At 61.0% G+C, this 23,127-nt stretch carries 22 protein-coding genes; 11 read left to right on the forward strand and 11 right to left on the reverse strand.

Annotation, left to right across the window (positions count from 1 at the left end; genetic code table 11):
• Positions 1 to 17 precede the first annotated feature (17 nt).
• The 6 genes from B097_RS0102750 to groL all read right to left on the reverse strand — a co-directional run bounded on the left by B097_RS0102750 (position 18) and on the right by groL (position 5,712).
• The gene (locus B097_RS0102750) at positions 18 to 1,277 is read right to left on the reverse strand and encodes an alpha/beta hydrolase (protein ID WP_169505186.1); all 1,260 of its coding nucleotides are present in this window, start codon (positions 1,275 to 1,277) and stop codon (positions 18 to 20) included.
• A gap of 86 nt (positions 1,278 to 1,363) precedes the next feature.
• Positions 1,364 to 2,113 (reverse strand): enoyl-CoA hydratase-related protein, encoded by a 750-nt coding sequence (locus B097_RS0102755; protein WP_018581013.1) that lies wholly within the window; start codon positions 2,111 to 2,113, stop codon positions 1,364 to 1,366.
• A complete protein-coding gene (gene ppk2, locus B097_RS0102760; protein WP_018581014.1) occupies positions 2,106 to 3,005 on the reverse strand; it encodes a polyphosphate kinase 2 in 900 nt (299 codons plus the stop codon). Before ppk2 ends, B097_RS0102755 begins: the two co-directional genes overlap by 8 nt.
• A 246-nt stretch (positions 3,006 to 3,251) precedes the next feature.
• Entirely contained in the window at positions 3,252 to 3,398 is a 147-nt protein-coding gene (locus B097_RS13455; RefSeq protein ID WP_018581015.1) for a hypothetical protein, read from the reverse strand.
• A gap of 68 nt (positions 3,399 to 3,466) precedes the next feature.
• Positions 3,467 to 3,667 carry a PorH family porin gene (locus tag B097_RS0102770; RefSeq protein WP_018581016.1) on the reverse strand — a complete coding sequence of 67 codons (201 nt, stop codon included), beginning with the start codon at positions 3,665 to 3,667 and terminating at the stop codon, positions 3,467 to 3,469.
• Between the two features lie 407 nt (positions 3,668 to 4,074).
• A complete protein-coding gene (gene groL / locus B097_RS0102775; protein ID WP_018581017.1) occupies positions 4,075 to 5,712 on the reverse strand; it encodes a chaperonin GroEL in 1,638 nt (545 codons plus the stop codon).
• Between the two features lie 197 nt (positions 5,713 to 5,909).
• Here groL and B097_RS0102780 point away from each other — a divergent pair, with 197 nt between their 5' ends.
• The 7 genes from B097_RS0102780 to mnhG all read left to right on the forward strand — a co-directional run bounded on the left by B097_RS0102780 (position 5,910) and on the right by mnhG (position 14,020).
• Positions 5,910 to 7,226 carry a dipeptidase gene (locus B097_RS0102780; protein ID WP_018581018.1) on the forward strand — a complete coding sequence of 439 codons (1,317 nt, stop codon included), beginning with the start codon at positions 5,910 to 5,912 and terminating at the stop codon, positions 7,224 to 7,226.
• Between the two features lie 236 nt (positions 7,227 to 7,462).
• On the forward strand, positions 7,463 to 10,507 hold the full coding sequence (locus tag B097_RS0102785; RefSeq protein WP_018581019.1) for a Na+/H+ antiporter subunit A: 3,045 nt from the start codon (positions 7,463 to 7,465) through the stop codon (positions 10,505 to 10,507).
• Entirely contained in the window at positions 10,508 to 10,999 is a 492-nt protein-coding gene (locus tag B097_RS0102790) for a Na(+)/H(+) antiporter subunit C (protein ID WP_018581020.1), read from the forward strand.
• On the forward strand, positions 10,992 to 12,824 hold the full coding sequence (locus B097_RS0102795; protein ID WP_018581021.1) for a Na+/H+ antiporter subunit D: 1,833 nt from the start codon (positions 10,992 to 10,994) through the stop codon (positions 12,822 to 12,824). The genes B097_RS0102790 and B097_RS0102795 overlap by 8 nt, the downstream gene beginning before the upstream one ends.
• Positions 12,824 to 13,333, forward strand: coding sequence for a Na+/H+ antiporter subunit E (locus tag B097_RS0102800; protein WP_018581022.1), 510 nt, complete (start codon positions 12,824 to 12,826; stop codon positions 13,331 to 13,333). The genes B097_RS0102795 and B097_RS0102800 overlap by 1 nt, the downstream gene beginning before the upstream one ends.
• Entirely contained in the window at positions 13,334 to 13,609 is a 276-nt protein-coding gene (locus tag B097_RS0102805; protein ID WP_018581023.1) for a monovalent cation/H+ antiporter complex subunit F, read from the forward strand.
• Positions 13,610 to 14,020, forward strand: coding sequence for a monovalent cation/H(+) antiporter subunit G (mnhG, locus tag B097_RS0102810; RefSeq protein ID WP_018581024.1), 411 nt, complete (start codon positions 13,610 to 13,612; stop codon positions 14,018 to 14,020). It abuts the gene before it with no gap.
• Here mnhG and B097_RS0102815 read toward each other — a convergent pair.
• Genes B097_RS0102815 through B097_RS0102825 form a run of 3 tightly spaced genes read right to left on the reverse strand, consistent with a single transcriptional unit; the run spans position 14,017 to position 16,200 of the window.
• On the reverse strand, positions 14,017 to 15,153 hold the full coding sequence (locus B097_RS0102815; RefSeq protein ID WP_018581025.1) for a glutamate--cysteine ligase: 1,137 nt from the start codon (positions 15,151 to 15,153) through the stop codon (positions 14,017 to 14,019). The genes mnhG and B097_RS0102815 overlap by 4 nt on opposite strands.
• Positions 15,153 to 15,956 carry a LytR C-terminal domain-containing protein gene (locus B097_RS12350; protein WP_018581026.1) on the reverse strand — a complete coding sequence of 268 codons (804 nt, stop codon included), beginning with the start codon at positions 15,954 to 15,956 and terminating at the stop codon, positions 15,153 to 15,155. The genes B097_RS0102815 and B097_RS12350 overlap by 1 nt, the downstream gene beginning before the upstream one ends.
• Positions 15,957 to 15,966: 10 nt before the next feature.
• Positions 15,967 to 16,200, reverse strand: a complete 234-nt coding sequence (locus B097_RS0102825; protein WP_237559289.1) for a DUF3263 domain-containing protein — start codon at positions 16,198 to 16,200, stop codon at positions 15,967 to 15,969.
• Positions 16,201 to 16,216: 16 nt separating this feature from the next.
• Between B097_RS0102825 and B097_RS0102830 the strand changes: the two genes are divergently transcribed.
• The 4 genes from B097_RS0102830 to cls are packed head-to-tail and all read left to right on the forward strand — an operon-like array spanning position 16,217 to position 20,136.
• Positions 16,217 to 16,789, forward strand: coding sequence for a peptide deformylase (locus B097_RS0102830; protein WP_018581028.1), 573 nt, complete (start codon positions 16,217 to 16,219; stop codon positions 16,787 to 16,789).
• Positions 16,789 to 17,847 (forward strand): N-acetylglutamate synthase, CG3035 family, encoded by a 1,059-nt coding sequence (locus tag B097_RS0102835; RefSeq protein ID WP_018581029.1) that lies wholly within the window; start codon positions 16,789 to 16,791, stop codon positions 17,845 to 17,847. Before B097_RS0102830 ends, B097_RS0102835 begins: the two co-directional genes overlap by 1 nt.
• A 10-nt stretch (positions 17,848 to 17,857) precedes the next feature.
• Positions 17,858 to 18,655: an exodeoxyribonuclease III gene (locus B097_RS0102840; protein WP_018581030.1), complete on the forward strand. Its 798-nt coding sequence runs from the start codon at positions 17,858 to 17,860 to the stop codon at positions 18,653 to 18,655.
• Positions 18,655 to 20,136 carry a cardiolipin synthase gene (gene cls / locus B097_RS0102845; protein WP_018581031.1) on the forward strand — a complete coding sequence of 494 codons (1,482 nt, stop codon included), beginning with the start codon at positions 18,655 to 18,657 and terminating at the stop codon, positions 20,134 to 20,136. Before B097_RS0102840 ends, cls begins: the two co-directional genes overlap by 1 nt.
• Before the next feature lie 75 nt (positions 20,137 to 20,211).
• On the opposite strand, the gene B097_RS0102850 is transcribed toward cls, so the two are convergent.
• Both B097_RS0102850 and B097_RS0102855 read right to left on the reverse strand, forming a co-directional pair.
• Positions 20,212 to 21,135: an HAD family hydrolase gene (locus B097_RS0102850; RefSeq protein ID WP_018581032.1), complete on the reverse strand. Its 924-nt coding sequence runs from the start codon at positions 21,133 to 21,135 to the stop codon at positions 20,212 to 20,214.
• Positions 21,136 to 21,178: 43 nt separating this feature from the next.
• The gene (locus B097_RS0102855; RefSeq protein ID WP_018581033.1) at positions 21,179 to 22,948 is read right to left on the reverse strand and encodes a glycoside hydrolase family 3 protein; all 1,770 of its coding nucleotides are present in this window, start codon (positions 22,946 to 22,948) and stop codon (positions 21,179 to 21,181) included.
• Positions 22,949 to 23,127: the final 179 nt, after the last annotated feature.

The raw sequence follows: 23,127 nt of genomic DNA on the forward strand, positions 1-23,127 counted from the left end.
GTTGAATCAGAGCTGGTTTAGTACAGCGCTGGGCGGATGTGCTGCCAGGCTGGCTCCAGCTCTTCCTCGAAGTTCTCCCAGTTGTGACGTCCATCGCCCTTGTAGTGGACCTTCTGGTGCGTCATGCCGGCAGCGCGCATCGCGTTGTCCAGGTTGCGGGTGCACTGCAGCACGCCGTTTTCAAGGACGTAGCCAACGACCATGCCTTCAGTAGAGGACTCGTCTTCGGTAGGCACCGGGGAGATTCCACCATCAGCTGCGGAGAGGTATACAGGCATGTTGGCGAGGCCCTCCGGATGCGCGACGGTGTTATGACGGCGCCACTGCTCGCTACCATAAGGGCCGAACATGTTGGTCACGTCGCCGCCGCGAGATTCCACGACCGCGCTGGTGATCTGGTAGCCGATGGAATCCATCGTCGAGTAGCAACCTGATAGGCCGAAGACGCCGTCGAACTTATCTGGGTGGGTCGCCGCGAGGTGAACCGCGCCGGTCGCGCCCATAGAGAGGCCGCCGATGGCGCGCTTGCCATTGAACTGGATGTCTGGCTGCTCCTCAATGAGTGGCAGCAGCTCCTCCATGATGAACGTCTCCCACTTCTGGCGGCCAAGTTTTGGATCGTCCTCCGCCCAGTCGGCGTACCAGGTGCCGTTGGCGTCGAGTGGGAAGACGAGGGTGGCAGGTTCGTCGCCAAATGTCTCATCAATCTCTTCTTCGCCTGGGCCGTAGAGCCAGCCGGAGCGGATTGGTGCCTCCACGCCGTCCAGCATCACGACGATTGGCCCCTCGGACTCTGCGGTCGGGCGGACATCGACGAGGATGTTCCTACCCATCGATGGGGATGCGACGGTCCAGCGCTCGATGCGACGCTCTGCCGCACTGGGCGACTGCGGCGAGGTCTCGCGGTTGACCAGACGTACTTCGGTGATCGTTGGATCGACCGGATAGGGGTAGCCTTCCGGCAGCTCAACGAAATCATCCGGGACAGAGAACGCGCTCGAACCAGGGAGGGTGACGGAACTTAGGACGGCTTCGATCGCTGCAATTGAGGACAGTGGGCGCTGGCTTGAGTTAGCGATGAGCTCACGAAACCGTTGGTCAGAGTTTTCACTGCTTTCCGGGCTGGAGCTGCTGCTGAGGCTGGAGCCGGTTGCAGACGGGTCAGCTTGACTCGACTGTGCGTGCGCGACGCTTGTTGATCCTGCTGCCACAGCAATACTGGTAAGGATTGATGTAGCAAGCACCACTGGCTTACTTGAAGTAGATACTTTTATCATGTTCTTAAGTCAACAATATTCCGACCGAATTGGCTACTTAATGAGTAAATTGTCATAAAGCGGGGGCATTATTAGCTTGCCCTCAACTACTCTCCGCGGAAAACCGGCGTTCTCCTCTCCTGGCGGGCGCGACCGACTTCGCGGAAATCGTCCGACTCCCACGCGGCAGTGCGCGCGGCGTCGCGCTCGACCTCGGTGAAAGGCTGGGAAGAGGCGTGGGCGAGCTCAGCTTTGAGGTTTCGCAGCGTCAGCGGAGCGAGGCCCGCAACGGTCGTGGCCAGCGTGGTCACCGCTTCCTCGCCGCGCTCTGGGAAAAGAAAACCGCAGGCTTGCGCTTCTTCGACGCTCATTGTGGCACCAGCAAGCAGCATCTGGCGCGCACGGGAACCACCAATCAGCAGCTCGAGGTTGCGGACGGTTGCGGTGTCCACGCCGATCGCCATTCTTGCCACCGGGAGCGAAAAGTAGATGCCTTCGCCGCCGCCTGCGACGCGGAGATCGCAGGCCATGGCCAGCAACATGCCGGCGCCGATCGCGGGGCCCTCGATGAAGGCGATCACGGGAACCGGCAAGCGCTGGATATGGGCAAAGAGCTTCTCCAGCTGTGGATACAGCCCACCGCTGAAATCCTTTTCTCCGAGGTCAGCTCCGGCGCTAAATACGGGGCCTTGCGCGGTGATCACAATGGCGCGAGCCCCGTTATCCACGCAGCGGTCGAGTTCGCCTATGAGCTCGTGGCACATTGCGATGTTGAGCGCGTTGCGCTTTTCTGGTCGCGCCAGCTCTAAGCGCCACACGCGATCGTCGATAAGCGAAAGCTCAACGAGGCTAGTCACCGATCTGGTCACGTCCGCGCATCACAAGCAGTGGGTCGGGCTCGCCGACGACCTCGTGATCTTTGTTCGTGTACTCGAACTTGCTGAGGATATAGCGCATCGCGTTGAGGCGGGCGCGCTTCTTATCGTTGGACTTAATGGTGATCCACGGGGACTCATCGGTATCCGTGTAGCGGAACTGCTCTTCCTTCGCGCGGGTATAGTCATCCCACTTGTCCAGGCTGGCCAGGTCCATGGGGGAAAGCTTCCACTGGCGCACGGGGTCGACCTGGCGGATGGCGAAGCGGGTGCGCTGCTCCTTCTGGGACACCGAGAACCAGAACTTCGTTAGCGAAATGCCGGAGCCTAAGATCATGTTCTCCAACATCGGCACCTCGCGCAGGAATTCTGCGTGCTGCGCTTCGGTACAGAAGCCCATGACACGCTCCACGCCGGAACGGTTGTACCAGGAACGGTCGAAGAAGATGATTTCGCCTGCCGACGGGAAATGCTCGATATAGCGCTGGAAGTACCACTGGGTAGCTTCCTTCGACGTTGGCTTCTCTAAGGCGATGGTGCGGGCGCCACGGGGGTTGAGATGCTCGTTGAAACGCTTAATCGTGCCACCCTTGCCTGCTGCGTCACGGCCTTCAAAGAGGATAATGTGGCGCTGGCCGGTGTCCTTGGTCCAGTTCTGCCACTTCAGCAGCTCGATCTGGAGCTGGCGCTTCTTGTGTTCGTATTCGTCGCGGCCCATGCGCTCGTCATAGGGGTAATTCTCGCGCCAGGTTTCAATGGGCTTGCCGTCTGCAGTCAGGAGAACTGGGTCGTCCTCGTCAGAATCGTCGACCGTATAGCCTTCGGTTTCGGCGAGGTCGATCATCGGAAGTTCGTCATCCTTGTGGTCAGCCATATCCTTATGTTACAGCGCCATTACAGCAACCGCTTGATTGGACAGCATTTTCACTTAAGCCATTTGTGCGCTACACGAAAACTCTTCAGCGGGCGCCCCACGCCAGCCCTCGCGAGCCATCTTGCACCGATTCATTTGAGCACCGCAGGTCGCGCGAGAAGGGACCTGGTGCGCTTTTGCCAGGAATGCAAAAACCCACCGCACGAAGCGGTGGGTTCCGTTTTTACGCGCTAGGCGTAAGGGTGCTTATGCAACCAGGCCGATGAGCTTAGCAGCAGCCTCTGCCCACTTGCCGAGAATCTCTGCGAAGCCGGTCAGCTGCTCGACCAGGCCAGTGGAAGAAAGTTCGGACCAGGTCTCCATTGCGTCTGCGAAGTTCTGTGCGGAATCCATGTTTACTCCTTGAAAAGATTTGGTGTTCAGGGTTCTAGCTTAGTTAGAACCCAGTGGGTGACGGGTGATTACTTGCTAGAGCTGAGGAGGCCAGCGGTGGTGTCCCAAGCGGAGGACAGGGTGGTGCCCTCGGTCTTCTCAGCAACGTCCTGGGAGAAGAAGCCGCCCAGGGTCTTGATGATCTCGGCCGGGCCCTCCAGGAACTGGCCGATGTTCTTGCCGAAGGTTGCAACGTTGTTCAGAATGTCCTGGACTACAGAAAGATCCATTGTGTCTCCTCAATTGGAATGCCACCCAGGCGGGTGACAGGAAGTTTTCAATTCACTGACACCCTGTCGGCGTCATCGAGAAATATCTTGTCACAAATTTTTCGTACGTCAAGCGGTGATGCGCTGCGATTATGAAATTTCCGTAACCTTAACGTTATCAATCCGTTGTTCACTTTTCGCTCACAGAATTCACAGACACACTTCTACCTGCAACTATTTCCCCGAGGAAGTTAATGGCGCATGAACTGCACCCAAAGCGTGTAACGCACATGACACAGCATGCGATAAAGCGCATTCCCAAAGCGCCTGGCAGAAAACACATACCCCCGAATGGGTGAAGCCCCGCTTATCGGCGCTGGAATCGTCGATAAGCGGGGCTTAAAAGCTACGCACTTGGGGCGTGCGTTTTACATCATGCCGCCCATGTCACCCATGTCTGGTGCTGCTGCGCCTGCTGGCTCAGGCTTGTCAGCAACGACAGCCTCAGTGGTCAGGAACAGTGCAGCGATGGATGCAGCGTTCGCCAGAGCGGAACGGGTCACCTTCGCAGGGTCATTGATGCCGGAGTCCATCATGTTGACGTACTCGCCGGTCGCAGCGTTCAGGCCCTCGCCATCAGGCAGGTTAGCCACCTTGTCGGCAACAACGCCTGCTTCCAGGCCAGCGTTCAGTGCGATCTGCTTCAGCGGTGCAGACAGTGCCTCACGCACGATCTTCACGCCGGTTGCCTCATCGCCCTCCAGGCCAAGGTCGCCCTCAAGGGACTTCGCAGCCTGCAGCAGTGCCACACCGCCACCAGCCAAGATGCCTTCCTCAACAGCAGCCTTCGCGTTGCGCACAGCGTCCTCGATGCGGTGCTTGCGCTCCTTCAGCTCCACCTCGGTGGCTGCGCCAACCTTGAGCACTGCCACGCCGCCGGCCAGCTTTGCCAGGCGCTCCTGCAGCTTCTCACGGTCGTAGTCGGAGTCAGAGTTCTCGATCTCAGCGCGGATCTGCTTCACGCGGCCGTCGATCTGCTCCTTGTTGCCAGCGCCGTCGACGATGGTGGTCTCGTCCTTGGTCACCACCACCTTGCGTGCCTGGCCCAGCAGACCCAGGTCTGCGGTCTCCAGCGACAGGCCAACCTCTTCAGCGATGACCTGGCCGCCGGTCAGGACAGCCATGTCCTGCAGCATTGCCTTACGACGATCACCGAAGCCAGGTGCCTTCACAGCAACGGACTTGAAGGTGCCGCGGATCTTGTTCACAACCAGGGTGGACAGGGCCTCGCCCTCAACGTCCTCTGCGATGATCAGCAGTGGCTTGCCGGACTGCATGACCTGCTCCAGCAGAGGCAGCAGGTCCTTCACGTTAGAGATCTTGGAGGAGACCAGCAGGATGTATGGATCCTCCAGGACTGCCTCGCCACGCTCCATGTCGGTAGCGAAGTACGCGGAGATGTAGCCCTTGTCGAAGCGCATACCCTCGGTGACCTCAAGGTCCACACCAAAGGTGTTGGATTCCTCAACAGTGATCACGGAGTCCTTGTTTACTTCGCCGTTGCCCACTGCATACATTGCCTCGGCGATCTTCGCGCCGATCTCTGGGTCAGCAGCGGAAATGCCTGCGGTAGCAGCGATCTGCTCCTGGGACTCCACTTCCTTCGCAGCGTCCAGCAGGTCAGCGTTGACCTTCTCTACTGCCGCCTCGATGCCGCGCTTGATGCCCATTGGGTTGGAACCAGCCGCAACGTTGCGCAGACCCTCGCGGACGAGCGCCTGAGCCAGAACGGTAGCGGTGGTGGTGCCGTCACCGGCAACATCGTCAGTCTTCTTCGCTACTTCCTTGACCAGCTCTGCGCCGATCTTCTCATAAGGATCCTCAAGGTCGATTTCCTTGGCGATGGATACACCGTCATTAGTAATGGTCGGCGCGCCCCAGGACTTTTCCAGGACCACGTTGCGGCCCTTGGGGCCGAGGGTGACCTTGACTGCGTCTGCCAGAGTGTTCAGACCGTTTTCGAGGCTGCGACGTGCTTCCTCGTCGAATGCGATCATTTTTGCCATAGTGTTTGTTGCTCCTCTATATAGTGGAAAAAGCGACGACACTCTACGTCTGTGTCCAAGCAGGCGCCCGCGACGGCACGGCTGATGAGTGTGTTTCAGCCTCATCCCACTCGGCGATCAGTTTTTAGCACTCTGATCGTTCAAGTGCTAACACCTTTTTTAGCACTCAGCGCCGACGAGTGCAAGAATTGGGCAGTATGACACCAAACCGTGAACTCATTTTCAAGAACCTGTCCGAGATCGTCGCCTTCAATTCCGTGCACTCAGTGCCGGAGCTTGCCGACGATCACTCCGCAGCCGCACAGTGGGTCGTCGATAAGCTGACCGAAGCTGGACTGGACACCACGGCGTACGCCACGATCGACGGGACCAAGACCATCATCGGCACCAAGGACCCCGTCGGCGATGCCCCGACCGTGCTGCTGTATGCGCACTATGATGTCGTTCCCGCCGGCGACCCCGACGCGTGGACCAGCGACCCCTTCACCCTGACCGAACGCGATGGCCGCTGGTACGGCCGCGGCTCCGCCGACTGCAAGGGCAACCTAGTCATGCACCTTGAGGCCCTGCGCCTTGCCGGCGAATTCGATGCCGGCCTGAAGGTAGTCGTCGAAGGCTCCGAGGAGATGGGCGGCAGCGGGCTGGAGGCGCTTATCGACGATCAACCCGAACTCTTTGCCGCTGATGCCATCTTGATCGCCGATTCCGGCAACTCCGCCGTGGGTGTGCCCACCCTGACCACCATGCTGCGCGGCGGCGCGCGCGTCGATGTCACTGTAGACACCTTGCGCACCGGGGTCCACTCCGGCCAGTTCGGCGGCGCTGCCCCCGACGCGGTCGCAGCGCTGGTGCGCATCCTGGATTCGCTGCGCGACGAGCACGGCCGCACCGTCATCGACGGCGTAGAAACCGCGCAGAAGTGGGAAGGCGAGCCCTATGACCGCGCCCAGTTCCGCGAGGATGCTGGCGTGCTGGAAGGAGTGCAGCTGATGGGCACCGTCGAGGACGAACCCGCCGACATGGTGTGGGCGCGCCCGGCCGTCACCGTGATTGGTTTTAGCTCTACCCCAGTATCGGAGGCGGTCAACGCGGTACCGGCCACAGCGTCGGCAGCGCTCAACCTGCGTGTGCCACCGGCGGTGGATGCGCAGGATACCGTCGATAAGCTCGTGGCTCACCTGGAGGCGCACGCACCGTGGGGCGCCAAGGTCACCGTCACAGCCAGCGATACCAACCAGCCATTTTCCACCGACCCGAACAAGCCCGCTGCGAAGCTTTTGGGCGAGTGCCTCGTGCGCGCCTACGACGCATCCGAGCTGAGCATCGTCGGCTCTGGCGGCTCCATCCCGCTGACCGCGAAGCTGCAGGAAAAGTTCCCTGACGCGGAGATTGCCCTGTTCGGCGTGGAGGAACCGCAGTCGACGATCCACTCCCCCGACGAGTCTGTGGACCCCACGGAGATCGAGAACATCGCCGTGGCCGAGGCCAACTTCCTGCAACAGTTCGGGAAATAATCGTCGGGATGCAACAGCACTATATATAACTGACACTTCGCACCCAACGATTTTTATGGGTAAGGTGTGTGTCGTTGGCCGCGCCTCCTTGACGCCGCCGTTTTTGGGTGTTTCTCAGTTCTACATAGTGTCCGCGTTTGTGGACCGCCAGCCGCTGGGGGCAGCACGCATGGGCGTTGATAGAGCACGGCTTGATGTCTCGTGTCCGTCAATGCAATAAAGAGGAGCTGCCCAACGTGCTCACACTGCTTGTTGCCTTGGCTATCGCGACGATTGCTGCACCCTTCCTCATCAGATCGATGGGGCGGATTGCGTTCTGCCTGCTGGCTTTGGTGCCGGCGGCAGGCTTCGTCTGGATAGTCAGCCTCTTCACCACCGGCGCTTTTGCCCAAGGCGTAGAAATTCGAGCGGCCTATGAATGGATGCCGTCGGCGCATCTCAACCTCGAATTCCGCCTGGACCCGCTGGCTGGTCTGTTCAGTCTTATCATCTTAGGCGTCGGTGCTTTAGTCCTGCTGTATTGCTGGGGCTATTTTGATTCCAATCCCCGGCGCCTTTCCATGTTCGGCGCCCAGATGGTCTGCTTCGCGGCAGCCATGTACGGTCTGGTGATCTCCGACAACTTCCTGTTGATGTACATCTTCTGGGAGATCACCTCCGTTCTATCCTTCCTGCTGGTCGGATACTACGGCGAGCGTGCCTCTTCCCGCCGCGCCGCAGGCCAGGCCCTGATGGTGACCACCCTGGGTGGTTTGTCCATGCTGGTGGGCATCATCTTGTTTGGCCGCCAGACTGGCGTGTGGCGCCTCAGTGAGATCGCCACCTTCGACGCCGTGGGCGAAACCCCTTATGCCACCGCCGCCGTGATTTTGATTCTGGCTGGTGCACTGTCCAAGTCCGCGATTGCCCCGACGCACTTCTGGCTGCCCGGCGCGATGGCTGCCCCCACCCCGGTGTCGGCTTACCTGCACTCCGCGGCCATGGTGAAGGCCGGTATCTACCTGGTCGCGCGCTTAGCCCCGGATTTCAATGCGATTGGCACCTGGCACCTGGTGGTGATTCCGCTGGGCGTGTTCACCATGCTTTTGGGCGGGTGGATGGCGCTGCGCCAGAAGGACCTGAAGCTGATTCTGGCCTACGGTACGGTCTCCCAGCTGGGCTTCATCATGTCGATTATCGGCATCGGTTCGGAAGAGGCTTTGCAGGCGGGCCTGGTGCTCACCTTCAGCCACTCTCTGTTTAAGGCAGCGCTATTTATGATCGTCGGCGCGATCGACCACACCACCGGCACCCGCGATATCCGCGAACTGTCCGGCCTGGGCCGCAAGCAGCCGCTGATAGCCACCTTGGCGGTCATCTCTGCCGCATCGATGGCGGGTATCCCGCCGCTGTTGGGCTTCATCGCTAAGGAAGCAGCGCTGACCAACGCGCTGACCGAGCCGCTGCTGACCGGCATGCCGGGCCAGTTGCTGCTGGTCGGCGTGGTCGTCGGTTCCATTCTGACGATGGCCTACTCCCTCTACTTCCTGTGGGGAGCCTTCTCGACGAAGGAGCTTGCCGACGGCACCGACAACGCCGTGGAGACGATGCACAATATTGGCCCGTCCCTGTGGTTCTCCCCGGCTGTGCTCACCGCACTGACGGTTTTCCTTGGCCTGTTCCCTGGCTGGCTGGACCGCGCGATCACCTCGCACCTCAACGCCCGCTACCCAGAAACCCAGCCGGAGCCACTGGCACTGTGGCACGGGTTTAATATCCCGCTGCTGCTCACCGTGGTCATCATCGTCCTGGGTTCGCTGCTGTTCTGGAAGCGCAAGCTGCTGCAGTACTTCTACGATGAGAAGCCGGCCCTGGGCTCCGCCGACACTGTCTACGACAACACCTTGCGTGGCCTGTCGCAGATCTCCCTGCGTTTGACGGCGTCCACCCAGCGCGGTTCGCTCACCATTAACTTGGGTGTGATTTTCGCCGTGCTCATCTTGGTGCCGCTGGTGTCCTTGATCTTGGGTGAGCGCACCGATATCCGCATGGTGCTGTGGGATAGCCCGTGGCAGGCGATCGCCTCGGTGATCATCATCGTGATGGCTTTCGCCGCAACCCAGATGGAAAACCGTCTGTCCGGCATTATCGCCGTGGGCATGACCGGTTACTCCCTGGCGTTCATCTTCGCGCTGCACGGCGCACCGGACTTGGCGCTCACCCAGACCCTGGTGGAGACCATCGTGATGGTGGTATTCATGCTGGTGCTGCGCAAGATGCCCACCCAGATCGAACCACGGCAGAACCAGGACAACCGCCTGCGTGCGTGGCTGTCCGTGGCCGTGGGCCTGTCGGTGACCATCGTCGCTGTGTTCGCTATCTCGGCGCGCACGGAGCGCCCGATTTCGGATCTCATGCCGGACCTGGCCTACGACATCGGCCACGGCGCCAACACCGTCAACGTGTTGCTCGTGGACCTGCGTGCCTGGGATACCTTCGGTGAGATCTCCGTGCTTGTCATCGCCGCGACCGGCGTGGCCAGCCTGATTTACCGCACCCGCTCCTTCGTGCGCCCGTCGCGTCGCCCAACCCTGTCGACGACGTCTCGTCGCTGGCTGGCCGCCGATGTGGATTCGGAGAAGGCACAGAACCGCTCGCTCATGGTGGACGTGGTCACCCGCGTGCTCTTCCCATCGATGATGGCGCTGTCCCTCTACTTCTTCTTCGCGGGCCACAATGCTCCGGGTGGCGGTTTCGCCGGCGGCCTCGTCGCCGCCTTGGCGATCACCCTGCGCTACCTGGCGGGTGGCCGCGACGAACTGGAAGAGACGCTGCCGATCGACCCCGCGAAGATCCTGGGCACCGGCCTGATCCTGTCGGCAGCCGCCGCAGTGATCCCGATGTTCCGCGGACAACCGCCACTGACCTCGGATTTCGCGGAAGTGACCTTGCCGCTGATCGGCGAAATCGCCATCCCGTCCGCGCTGCTTTTCGACGCCGGCGTATACATCATCGTCGTCGGCCTGATCATGCACATCCTCACCTCCATGGGCGGCCACCTCGACCAGGAGGAAGAGGTGCGCAAGCAGCGCGCACGCGACCGTGCTCGTTCACTCAAGCGCAAGGCAGAATTCCGCCGCCGCCAACAGGAGCAGCGCAAGAAGCGGATTGCTGCTCAGCACAATGCGCCGGGTTCGTCGTCAAGCGCAAGCGAGACATCCGGTTCCACGGTAGCCACCCTGGAAAAGGGCCAAGAAACAGACCACAGTAAGAACCGAGAAGAAGAAAGCGAGGACAAGTAAATGGAAGCCAATCTCTTTCTCATCCTCGCCTCCGGCGCCCTCATCGCGTGTGGCACCTACCTGATGCTGGACCGTGCGATGACGCGCATGCTGATGGGCATCCTGCTCATCGGTAATGGCGCGAACTTGCTGATCCTGCAGGCCGGTGGCTCGGCGGGCTCACCGCCGATCATGAACCGTGACTCTGAGGTCTACGGTGACCAGGTCGCCGACCCACTGGCTCAGGCCATGATCTTGACCGCCATTGTGATTTCGATGGCGATGACCGCGTTCATTCTCGCGCTGGCCTACCGCCAGTACCGTTACCGCACCGCCGACATCATTGAGGATGACTCGGAGGACCAGGCAATTGCGGCGCGTCCGGCCACCGCTTCGGCGGCGCCGGACCATGACGCCTCCGATGACCCTGAAACTGGGCGTCTCACTGCAGAAGGCGACGCCTTCGGCCCGCGTTCATTCGAAGACCCAGTCACGGAGGCCGACGATGACTAGTTTTTCCGCAGAGTACGTCGAAGCGCTGCTTCCGTACATGCCCTATCTGATCCCACTGCCGGTACTCTTGCCGGCGATCGCTGCCGCGTTGGCCCTGCTGTTCGGCAAGCACGTCAACTTCCAGCGCACCATCGCAATCATCACCCTGATCATGCTGATGGTGCTGAACGGCTCGATGATCCTGGTCACCGACCTCGAGGGCATCCAGACCGTCCAGCTGGGCGGGTGGGACGCGCCGATCGGCATCACGCTGGTCGCGGACCGCTTGTCGACGATGATGCTGTTCGTCTCCGCCATCGTCCTGTTCTGTGTGATGTGGTACGCCATCTCCCAGGGTGTTCGCGACGGCACAGACGAAGAGCCAGTGGCTGTCTTCCTGCCGGTGTACATGCTGCTGACCATGGGCGTGAACCTATCCTTCTTGGCGGGTGACCTCTTCAACCTGTACGTCGGCTTCGAGGTCTTCCTCGTCGCCTCCTACGTGCTGCTCACGTTGGGCGCATCGCCGGATCGTGTGCGTGCCGGTATCGGCTACGTGATGGTCTCGATGCTGTCCTCCATGATCTTCCTGTTCGCCCTAGCCGGCGTGTACGCCGCGGTGGGCACAGTGAACATGGCGCAGATTGGTCTGCGGATGGAGGACATCCCGGACGGCACCCGTACCGCCATTTTCGCTACCCTGCTTGTGGCCTTCGGCATTAAGGCGGCGATCTTCCCGCTGGATGCCTGGCTGCCGGACTCCTACCCCACCGCCCCATCGCTGGTCACCGCCGTGTTCGCAGGCCTGCTGACGAAGGTGGGTGTGTACTCGATCATCCGCATGCGCTCCGCCGTGTTCACGGACGGGTCGCTGGATACCTTGCTGATGTGGGTGGCGCTGGCCACGATGATCGTGGGTATTTTGGGTGCGTTGGCGCAGAATGACATCAAGCGTTTGCTGTCCTTTACCCTGGTCAGCCATATCGGCTACATGATTTTCGGTATCGCACTGGGTTCCGCCCAGGGACTCAGTGGTGCGATCTTCTACGCGGTGCACCACATTCTGGTGCAGACCAGTCTCTTCCTCGTGGTTGGACTGATCGAGCGTCAGGCCGGTACCTCGTCGTTACGCAGGCTGGGTTCGCTAATGTACACCGCGCCGGTGATCGCCGTCTTGTACTTCATCCCCGCCATCAACCTGGGCGGTATCCCACCGTTCTCCGGCTTCCTGGGCAAGATTCTGCTGCTGGAGGCCGGCGCGAACGAGGGCTCCTGGCTGTCCTGGGTCCTGATCGGTGGCGCCGTGGTGACCTCCCTGCTGACCCTCTACGTGATGGTTCTGGTGTGGTCGAAGGGCTTCTGGCGCGACCGCAAGGACGCACCGGAGGGCGAGCTTGTCGATGCTCAACCGTCCCCATTGGTTGATGTCACCGACACCATCACCCTGAAGGAGCGCGCTGACGTGGGACGCCTGCCTTTCGGCATGGTCGCATCCACCGCCACCCTCATCGTGGCCTCGCTGTCCGTGACGGTGCTGGCCGGCCCGATTTCCGGGGTGACCGGACGTGCCGCCGAATCCGCACAAGACGTCAATATTTACCGCACCGCCGTTCTGGGCGACCGGGCTGATAACCCTGGACGCACCGTCGACCAGCAGCGTCTCGACGATGGCACCGACTCCCTGGACCAGCGCAAGCACGAGCTGCCAGAGCCGGCACCAGGGATCGTGGAGAGCCGTGCCCCTGAATCCCCGACGGAAAGAATCACGAGAGAAACCCCCACCATGTCTGGCGTGACTACGGAACCTATCCCGCTGCCCGCCCCCACTGAGGAGGTGTCCCGCTAATGTCTGGAGTGCGCAACCGCCTACGCGTCTCGTTTATCATCTGGCTCACGCTGATGTGGATCCTGCTGATGGGCGAATTGTCCTGGGCGAACTTCTTCGGTGGCTTTGCCGTCGGAACGCTGATCGTCTTGCTGCTGCCGCTGCCGGCGATGCCGTTGGACAACTTCCGCATCTACTGGCCGGCCGCGATCCGTTTCGTGTTCACCTGGATTGGTGAGCTGATCGTTGCGTCGGTGAAGGTGTCCTGGTTGGCGATCCGCCCGAAGGACCCACCGAAGACCGCCATCCTACATGTGCCGATGCGCGTGTCGAACGAGCTCGTGCTCTACTTCGCCACCTCCGCATATAACCTGCAGCCGGGTGGTTCGGTCAGCGATATTGACATCGCCAACCGGATGTGGACGATCCACGTTCTCGACGCCGACGACCAAGAAGACATCGACCGCGAAATTGAAAGTGTGGCCACCCTGGAACGCCGCATGTTGGCCATCTTCGAAAGGGGGCTATAAATGAATCCCGAACTGTATAACTCTTTTCTCCTCATCGCGGCCGTGTTCCTCACCGCCGGTTTCCTCTTGATGACCTGGCGCATCATGGTCGGCCCCGACTCGCTGGACCGCATGCTGGGTATGGACGGCGTGGTCGCCATGCTGCAGTGCGCGCTGGCCACCTATATTTGCTGGACACTGGACACCACCGTGGCCAATGTCATGATGGTCATCGCCCTGCTGGGCTTCATCGGATCCCTGTCCGTGGCACGCTTCCGCAAGAGGGATGGTTCCTAAATGTCTGATTTTAATTACTCACTGATCAGCGACATTATCTCGCTGATCCTGATCATCTCTGGATCTTTCCTGGTGTTCTCCGCGGCGGTGGGCGTGATCCGGTTCAAGGACACGATGAGCCGCATTCACGCGGTGACCAAGCCACAGACCACTGGCCTGATCCTGATGGTGATTGGCGCCATCGTCCGGCTGCTGGGCTCTCCCGATTTCGGGGTCGCAGAACGCTCCGACATCGGCATGCTGATCCTGCTGATTCTGTTTGCGCTGATGACCAACCCGGTTACCGCGCAGCGTTTGGGCCGTGTTTCGCGCCGCGAAGCGCTCTACGGCTCCAAGAAGGACATGTCGCGTAACGACGCCCCTGCCGAACACCGCCCGCGCCGCGGCAAGCCTGGCGGCGAGCGGCGCTAAGGTTTCCAGACCAGCGTCTCCATCTCCTCGCAGGTGGCGTCGACAACGTCGCGCCAATCGCGGGTGACATCAAAGATGCGGCGCTGGCGCTGGTAGCCGCCACCGCGTTCAAGAATCTCAAGAACTAATTCGAGCTCGTCGACGCAGCCCAGGCGCTCCGCTACGGGGCGTAGGTCGTCGACAAGCTCCACAAGTTCTTCGGTGACCCAGCGCTCATCGGTGTCGCGGGAGGTCACCACCAAAGCTTCCAAACCATAGCGGGCACCACGCCACTTATTTTCGGCGACGTGCCACGGCTGCAGGGTGGGAGGTTCCACGCCCTCGTCGATAAGCGAATCGTAGTAGACCACCAAGCAGTGCGTTAGCGCCACGATGGCGGCAAGTTCGCGCAGGTTGGAGGTAGCGTCGCTGATGCGCACCTCAATGGTGCCCCACTTGGCGGCGGGGCGGATATCAAAGTGCATGGACCCGGTGTGGTTGATCACGCCGGAGGTGCGCTGGTCCGTCATGAACTGGACCCATTCCTCCCACGAGCCGAACTGGTAAGGCATGCCGGCGGTGGGAAGCTGCTGGTAGAGCATGGTGCGGTTGGAGGCGTAGCCGGTATCCAGCCCGTCCCAGCCCGGCGAGGACGCTGAGATCGCCAGCAGGTGCGCATACTTCGTCATCAGCGCGTTGATGATGGGCCACACGCGGTCTTCGTGCCGCACGCCAACATGCACGTGGATGCCCCAGAGCAGCATCTGTTGGCCCCAGTACTTGGTGCGGTTGATGATCTCCGCGTAGGTCATCTTCGCCGAGACCGGCTGCTTGCGGAAATCAGAGAAGGGGTGGCCGCCGCTGGCCCACAGGCGCAGGCCGCGTTCCTCGGTGACTTCGCGGATCTTGCCCAAGGTGTCGTCCAGGTAGGCGACGGCCTCGGGCGTGGTGTGGCAGACAGGGGTGACCAGTTCGATGGTGTTTTGCAGGAATTCGCGTTCCAGGTGCAGGCCAGGATTGCGCTGCTCAACCTCCTCGATCACTTCGACGGCGAAAGGTACGAGGTCGCGCGTTTCTGGGTCAACGAGGCAGATCTCCCACTCCACACCAAGGGTGGGTTCGGGTGAGCGCGCAAAGTCCCGGTATGGATCCACTAGAGGTTTACCTGTCCTGTCAGTACGAGGGTGAGGGCACCGCCCTCAGTTGCTTCCCTGGGAAGATTATCAACATTAGCGCGTGCAACACCACCGACCTTGTCGGCAAGATCACGCGCCTTCTTCTCCGCGCCATCAACTGCAGGGTCGAAGAACACGGTGGTCTCTGTGAGGATCATCTGTTCTTCGGGAATATTGCCGGATTCGACGCCGACTTTCGTGCCGTCTTCGCGCAGCTGCTGCGACACGTCCGCCGCCAGACCGGTGATGGTGGAGTTGTTGTAGACGTTCACCACGTCAGCCTTGGGCGCGTCCGGTGCGTTCGCCGCTCCGCGGTTGCTTACCGACGAGTCCCCCGCCCGGTCTGCGCCACCCGCGGGAGCTGGCGCGCGGTCTGCTTCGCCTTCGCGTGCAGGATCACGGTCAGCGCCTTCTCCCTCGCGGGCGGCGTCGCCGCCTGGGGCTGCAGGCTGACCGGCCTGCGGGTTATCAGCTCCATTGGTCCCTTCAGCACCTGCCACGCCTTCGGCGCCCTGCTCGGCAGTCGCGGTGGAGTCCACGTCGCCAGATGCAGCTGTGTTCTCAGAATCGCCGCCCTGGGTAAGCGCGTAGAGCGCCCACAGGCCCAGGGCAACGGCCACGGCGATCAGGATCATGGCCAGACCGCGGTACGGGAAGGCGCCCGCGGCGGCACCACCTGCGGCGGTCGAGCTTGCAGAGGTAGAGCCCGCGGCGACGGTCTCAGCAGCGTCGGTTTCTACGTTGTCATCGAAGAAGTCATCGTTCTGATTCTCATTAGTCACACACGCAACATTAGTCACTTCCGCCACTATTGCCATCTCGGACACGCTGCAGACGCCGCACTAATTGCGGACGCGCCGCCAGGGCCAGGGGGTCGTCGATAAGCATGTTGAGCCGCTGGTAATAACGCACCGCGCTCAGGCCGAGCTCGCGCCGAATCGCGTCCTCCTTCGCGCCGACGGAACGCGGGGCCCTGGCTTCGAAGTCCAGCAGGCGGAGGTCCTCGTCGTTTAGTTTCTGGGGCATGCCTAAACTGTAGGGCATGACCATTCGACCAATCGTGATCCACGGCGACCCTGTCCTGCACAACCGTTGCGAGGAAGTCACCGAACCTATCGAGGACCTGCAGGAACTCATCGCCGACATGCATGAAACCATGGATGCGGCTAATGGGGTGGGGCTGGCGGCGAACCAGATCGGCATCAATAAGCGCATCTTCGTCTACGCCTGCCCGGACAACGGCGAGATCCGCCGCGGTACCCTGATCAACCCCGTGCTGGAAACCAGCGAGATCCCCAAGACCATGCCCGCCGACGACGGCTCCGACGACGAAGGCTGCCTCTCTGTGCCTGGCGAGGGCTTCCCTACCGGCCGCGCCGACTGGGCAAAGTGCACGGGTCTCGATGAGAACGGCAACGAGGTCGAAGTCGAAGGCTATGGCTTTTTCGCCCGCTGCCTGCAGCACGAGATGGGCCACCTGGACGGCTTCACCTACCTGGACGTGCTGACCGGCCGCTACAAGCGCCAGGCGAAAAAAGTTGTGAAGGCGAATGGTTGGACCGAGCCGGGCAACACCTGGATGCCGGGTGTCGACGAGGATCCCTTCGGACACTAATGAGCCGCATCTTCCGCTCCGACGAGGTCTCAGTCGGCGAACGCGTCGTGGTCCGCCGCCGCATCGGCGACCAGTTCTCCGACGTCATCGGGCACGTCGTCTCGCTTGAACCGCTGGTCCTGCGCCCGCAGGAAGTCGGCGGCTACCCCTCCAGCTTGCCGACGATCACCGTGTCACCCGAGGAGCTGCACATCATCAAGCGTCTGAGCCCCCGCAGGATCCGCAACTCCGACATCCGTGCCGTCGAAACAGCCACCGCCCTGGCCTTCCCCGGCCGCGAACAACAGTGGTGCGGCGGCTGGCTGGCACGCGCCGGCGCAGAGATCGCGGAACGGTCCAACTCAGCCACTCCCCTGGGCCGCTCGGTAGGGTTTGAGCCCTTGCCGATCGACGAGATCACCGAGTTCTACCGCCAGCGCGACATGCCCGTGCAACTACTCATCCCCGAACGCATCGGTGCCGCCGCCGAAAGATGGGTGGCCCAGCACGAAGGGTGGACGCTATCGCCTGAGATCCTGGTGATGACGCGCGAGTTGGGGGGCGACGGCGGCGACGGCTCCGCCGTCACCGAAGAAGTCGGCGTCGACGAAGTCGTCGCTGCCGACGAAAACGCTCTAACCTTCTCAGTTGACGAGAAACCCGACCAAGACTGGCTGGACATGTACCACTTCCGCGGCCAAGAACTGCCCGTGGAAGCACTACGCGAACTTTCCCAGACCATCGACGGTGAGCTCGGCTTTGGCAGGCTGCGCACCCCGGAAGGCCGCACGGTCGCGATCACCCGCGGCACCATCACCGACAGTGAAGATGGCCGGCGGTGGCTGGGCTATTCCGCGGTAGAGGTGGCAGAAGACTACCGCCGCCAAGGGCTGGGCACCCGCCTTGGGCAAGAAATGTTGAGGTGGGGCGCTCGTCGTCAAGCAACACACGCGTACCTGCAGGTCATCTCCACCAACGCGGCGGGAATTGGCCTGTACGAAAAACTTGGATTCATCGAACACCACCGGCACCGCTACGCGACGGCCGATGCCTTCGCCACGGAGATGGAAAAAGAATAGGATTACTGCCATGCGCATTGCCACTTGGAACGTCAACTCCGTCCGCACCCGCGCCGAGCGCATCATCGCCGCCCTCGAGCGCAACGACATCGACGTCTTGGCCATGCAAGAAACCAAAACCGCCGACGACAAATTCCCCTACTCCGTCTTCGAAGCCGCAGGCTACGAGGTGGCGCATGTGGGCTATAACCAGTGGAACGGCGTGGCCATCGCCTCACGCGTGGGCCTAGAAAACGTGCGCGACCACTTCGACCGCCAGCCCGGCTTCCACAAAGACCCCACCGAGGAACAGGCCCGCGAAGCCCGCGCAGTCGGTGCCACCTGCGGCGGGGTCGACGTGTGGAGCCTCTATGTGCCCAACGGCCGCGAAATCGGCGACCCGCACTACACCTACAAGCTGCGCTTCCTCTACGAACTGACCAACACCGTCGACCCTTCAGAGATGCAGGTCTTCTGCGGCGACTTCAACGTGGCACCCCGCGACGAGAATGTGTGGGACATCCGCGCCTTCGAAGGCAAAACGCACATCACCGAACCTGAGCGCGCCGCCTTCCAGATGCTGCTCGAGGCAGGCCTGGAAGAGATCACGCACGACGACGAATACTCCTACTGGGACTACAAAGGCATGCGCTTTCAGAAGAATGAGGGCATGCTCATTGACTTCCAGCTGGCCACCAGCATCCTGGCGCAAAAGGTGGGCGAGGTGTTCGTCGATAAGCAGGAACGTGCGGGCGAAGGCGCGTCCGACCACACGCTGGTGATCGCGGACTATGACGTCTCCGGTGTGCGTTTCGACGAGGTCCGCTAGTGAGTTTTGATTGGCTAAGTGAATTCTCCACCTGGCAAATAATCGGCCTTGTTGTTGAATACACCATCAAGATCGCGGCGATCGGTATTGTCCCGGAGGGCCGCAAACCGGGTTCCTCGAACGCGTGGCTGCTGCTGATCCTGTTCCTGCCGGTCGTGGGCTTCCCGCTGTACCTGATCCTGGGCTCCTCCTATATCAACCGGCGGCGCCACCGCATCCAGCAAGAGGCGCAAGTGATGATCGAGGACGTCCAGCGCGACGTACCCGATGTGCCCGCCGGCACCGCCTTTTCCGACGAGGTGGACGGGATGATCCACCTCAACCGCCGCCTGACCGGCTACCCAGCGCTGCACGGGCACGTCAAAGCGCTGTGGAGTGACTACGAGAAAACCATGCTGCGCATGGCCGAAGTCATCGACACCGCCGAGGAATATGTCTCCGTGGAGGTGTACATCCAGGCATGGGATGAGACCAGCGCCGCCTTCTACGATGCGCTGGAACGCGCCGTGGCCCGCGGGGTGAAAGTACGCCTGATGTTCGACCACATCGGCTCCTGGAAGTACCCACGCCGGTACGCCTTCCGCAAGCACCTCGACGAGATCGGTGTGGAGTGGAAAATGATGATGCCACTGCTGCCTTGGCGTGGCCGCTTCCGCCGCCCCGACCTGCGAAATCACCGCAAGGTCGTTATCGTCGACGGGCGCGTAGGCTTCATGGGTTCCTATAACTTGATCGATCGCTCCTACCTGATGCGCAACCACCGCAAGGCCGGACGCCAGTGGATCGACGTGATGGTGGAGCTGACCGGGCCCATCGTGACGTCGCTTGAAACGATGTTCGCCGTGGACTGGTACACCGAATCCGGCGAGGCGCTACAACTTGAGCCCCCGCGTGACGACGATCCCTCCCTGGCAGACATCAACGTGGTGCAGCTGGTGCTCTCTGGGCCTGGTTACACCGCTGAGCCGAACTTGAAACTGTTCAACTCGATGATGTACCACGCCAGGAGGCGCCTGGTCATCTGCTCTCCCTACTTCGTGCCCGACGAATCCTTGCTGAGCGCGGTGCAAACTGCCTGCCACCGCGGGGTGCAGGTGGACCTGCTGGTGGGTGAAAAGGCCGATCAGTTTATGGTGCACCACGCACAATCCGCCTACTACCAGCAGCTTCTGGAAGCCGGGGTGCGGATCTGGCAGTTCCCGGAGCCCTATATTTTGCACACCAAGTTCGCAATTGCCGATCCAGGTGAGGATTCCTGCATCGCCGTGATCGGTTCGTCCAACATGGATATGCGTTCCTTCCAGCTGAACTACGAAAATACCCTGCTGGTGGTGGACGGTTCCCTGCTGGAAGACATCGATGAGCTGGCGGCGAACTATTTGCGCGTGTGCAAGGAGCTCACCCTTGCGGAGTGGAACAAGCGGCCGTGGACGCGCCGCTATATCGACAACGTGATGAAGCTGTCCTCTGCCTTGCAGTAGCCCTGCAGTAGCGGGGGCTGTCCCTCGTCGGCAAGCACAAAGCCGCCCCGAGGGCGGCCTTATGGTTAGCACACGTTAGCGGTTGTTACCGGAGAACGTTGGCCAATCTGGCAGTTCAGGAAGCAAGGCGTTGTACTCGTCCACCAGCTGCTGCTGGTAGTCGCCTTCGAACTCCTCGTTGAGGAACTTGTCCAGTGCTTCCTCGCGGAAGCGTGCCCAGGACTCCTTCTCCTTACCAGGAAGGATCGGGTACCACAGCGCGCCCTCGGAGAACGCGGAGTCGCGGTCACCAGGTGCGTCACCAATCAGCATGATGTGGTTGTCTGGGTACTTGCCCTTCGCGGCGTAGCGAAGGTGGTCTGCCTTCGAGCCCATCTCCTGGCCAGCGATGACCTTCATGTACTTCGCCAGGTCGTGCTCGTTCCACTCACGCTCGAGCGCGTCGATCGGGGTGGCGGAGACGACAAGCTGGTCGACGCCGCGGTTCTGCATCTCTTCGATGGCTTCGCGGGCACCTGGGAATGGTGCAGCGTTCTTGACCATGAACTCGATCATCTTGTTGACCAAGTGGCCCCACTCGATGCACTGCTGGATCTCCGGGGAGTCATTGCCAGCGGCAGCGTAGTTGGCGATACCGGCATCCGAACGCGGGTAGCCCGAATCCAGGAACGCCTTCAGGTCATCGCCCTTCGGAACCTCCACGCCGCGCTCCTTGACCTCGGGGCGATCCCGCAGCAGGTCGAACAGGCGGGACAGCGCAACCCAACGGTTGGTGCCACGGGTGGTGGAGTACAGGTTGACGAACAGGGCTGTCTCGCGGACAAGCGTGGACGCTGCCTGCAGGTCAAAGCCCTTGATATAGGACGGGGTGAAGCACTCGTAGTGCTTGATGTCCATGGCGTCCATGGCGCAGCCGTCGGAGTCAATACCGACGAAGAACTCAGAGGTCGGCTCAAAATCCTGGAGGACCTTGGCGCGCTCTGGCATCTTGTCAGACATATATCTTCTCTCCTTGCTTAAGTTTTAGGTGTCGTTGTGGGGATTAGATATGGGAATCCGGCAGGCCACCGAACGCATCAACTGGGGAGACACCGGTGAACTCGGACTTGCCCTCGAGCTTGTCTAGGACAGCGTCGACGGTGTAGTCCTTGTCGTCGTATGCGTTGATGAAGGTCTTGATCTGCGGGACGTCTGGCAGGTGGTTCGGGCAGGCGAACGAGATGAAGATGGTCGGCACCTCGTGGACGTACCATGGGATATCCATGGTGCCCTTGGTCGACGGCCAGTACACGCGCTCGACTGGCTGCATCAGGCCGTTGACCTTCGCAGCGGAAATCACCAGATCATAGTTATCGGTGATATCGGCGATCGGTGCCTTACCCTCGTAGGCGCTCATGACCAGCTTCTCCAGCTCGTCGTCACCCTTGCCCTTGGCCTTGTCCAGCAGGGTCTCGAAGACCTCTACCTCGTAGCCACGCTCGCGCATCTTGTCGGCCAGCTTGTTGGCTGGGCGGCCGGAGCCACCACCGAGCGATGCCATGGGGTTCGGGGAGCCCTCGATCGGGACGATGAGGACGCGCTTGTGCTTCTCTGGGGAGATCGGCAGCGGCTCGAAGCGCTTGTCCTGATCCTTCACCAGGGTGATTGCCTTGTCCGCAACCTCTTCTGCGACAGCCTTGTGCTCTGGCGTGCCGATGGTGGCCATTGCCTCATCCTTTGGCTTGAGCATGTCCTTGCGGTCCATCTTGTGCAGACCGATCTTCGCCTTCAGGCCTAGGGTGCGGGTGACTGCCTCGTTGAGGCGCTCCTCCGTCAGGCGGCCATCCTTGTAAGCCTCCATCATCCAGTTGAAGTCCTCATCCGGATCGTTGAAGAAGAGGAAGAGGTCACAGCCAGCCATGATGGCGGTTGGCAGTACTTCACGACGAGGCATCGCACCGGTCATCGCGACCATGTGGGATGCGTCCGTCACCACAACACCTTCGAAGCCGAGCTTCTCGCGCAGCAGCTGCGTGGTGATCTCGTAGGAGAGGGTTGCCGGCATGATGTCCTCATCGGTCATGTCCGGGTTGAAGTGCTTCTGGTAAGAAGGCAGTGCAATGTGACCAGCCATCATGGAAGGCAGGCCTGCGTCGATAAGCCCCTTGTAGACCTTGCCGAAGGTCTCGTCCCACTCTTCCATGGACAGCCAGTTCGGTGCGGAGGACAGGTGCTGGTCGCGCTCGTCGATGCCGTCGCCAGGCCAGTGCTTCGCAGCGGGCATGATGTTGGACTCCATGATGCCCTTCATGTAGGCCTTAGACATCTCAAGCGTCATGTCTGGGTCCTGGCCCCAGGTACGGACGGAAATAATCGGGTTGCGCCAGTTGTTATTCAGGTCCACGATCGGCGCGAACGACCAGTTACAGCCGATCGCCGAAGCCTCAATACCGGAAATGCGGCCCATCTCGTAGGCGTACTTCGGATCGTCGGTAGCCGCGATCTTGACCTCGTGGCCAACGTAGGTGCCGTCGGTAGCAGCGCCGTCGCCGCCGGCCTCAGTGTTCGCGGCGATCAGCAGAGGAATCTTGGAGTTGTCCTGCAGGATGCGGTTCTGCTCCCAGATCTCATCTGCTGGGCCCTTCTGGTAGCGGACACCAGCGATGTGGTAGTTGTCTAGGACGTCGGTGAGGTACTCCGCGGTGCGGGAGGAGCCCATGTTAATGAAGAGCTGACCGATCTTTTCTTCGTCGGTCATGCTTGCGAGGGTGTCTTCGACCCACTTCACGCCCTCATCATCAAGGTTGTACGGGGTGGCTTTCAAATTGACCATCTAAAACACTCCTTAGTTCTTAGAAAGGGTTCCATTACCAAGTCTAATGATTGATTCGACCAAATGGGTCCTTTCTCTGTGAATAATATCACTATTGCGCGTTTGTTGTGGTGACGGTTTCAGTCACGCTGTTGACTAAGTAGCAAAAGCACTGGGCAGAGCGGGTAGAATACCGATGT

The organism is Corynebacterium pilosum DSM 20521 = CIP 103422 (genome assembly GCF_000373805.1).
In the GTDB taxonomy this organism is placed as follows: domain Bacteria; phylum Actinomycetota; class Actinomycetes; order Mycobacteriales; family Mycobacteriaceae; genus Corynebacterium; species Corynebacterium pilosum.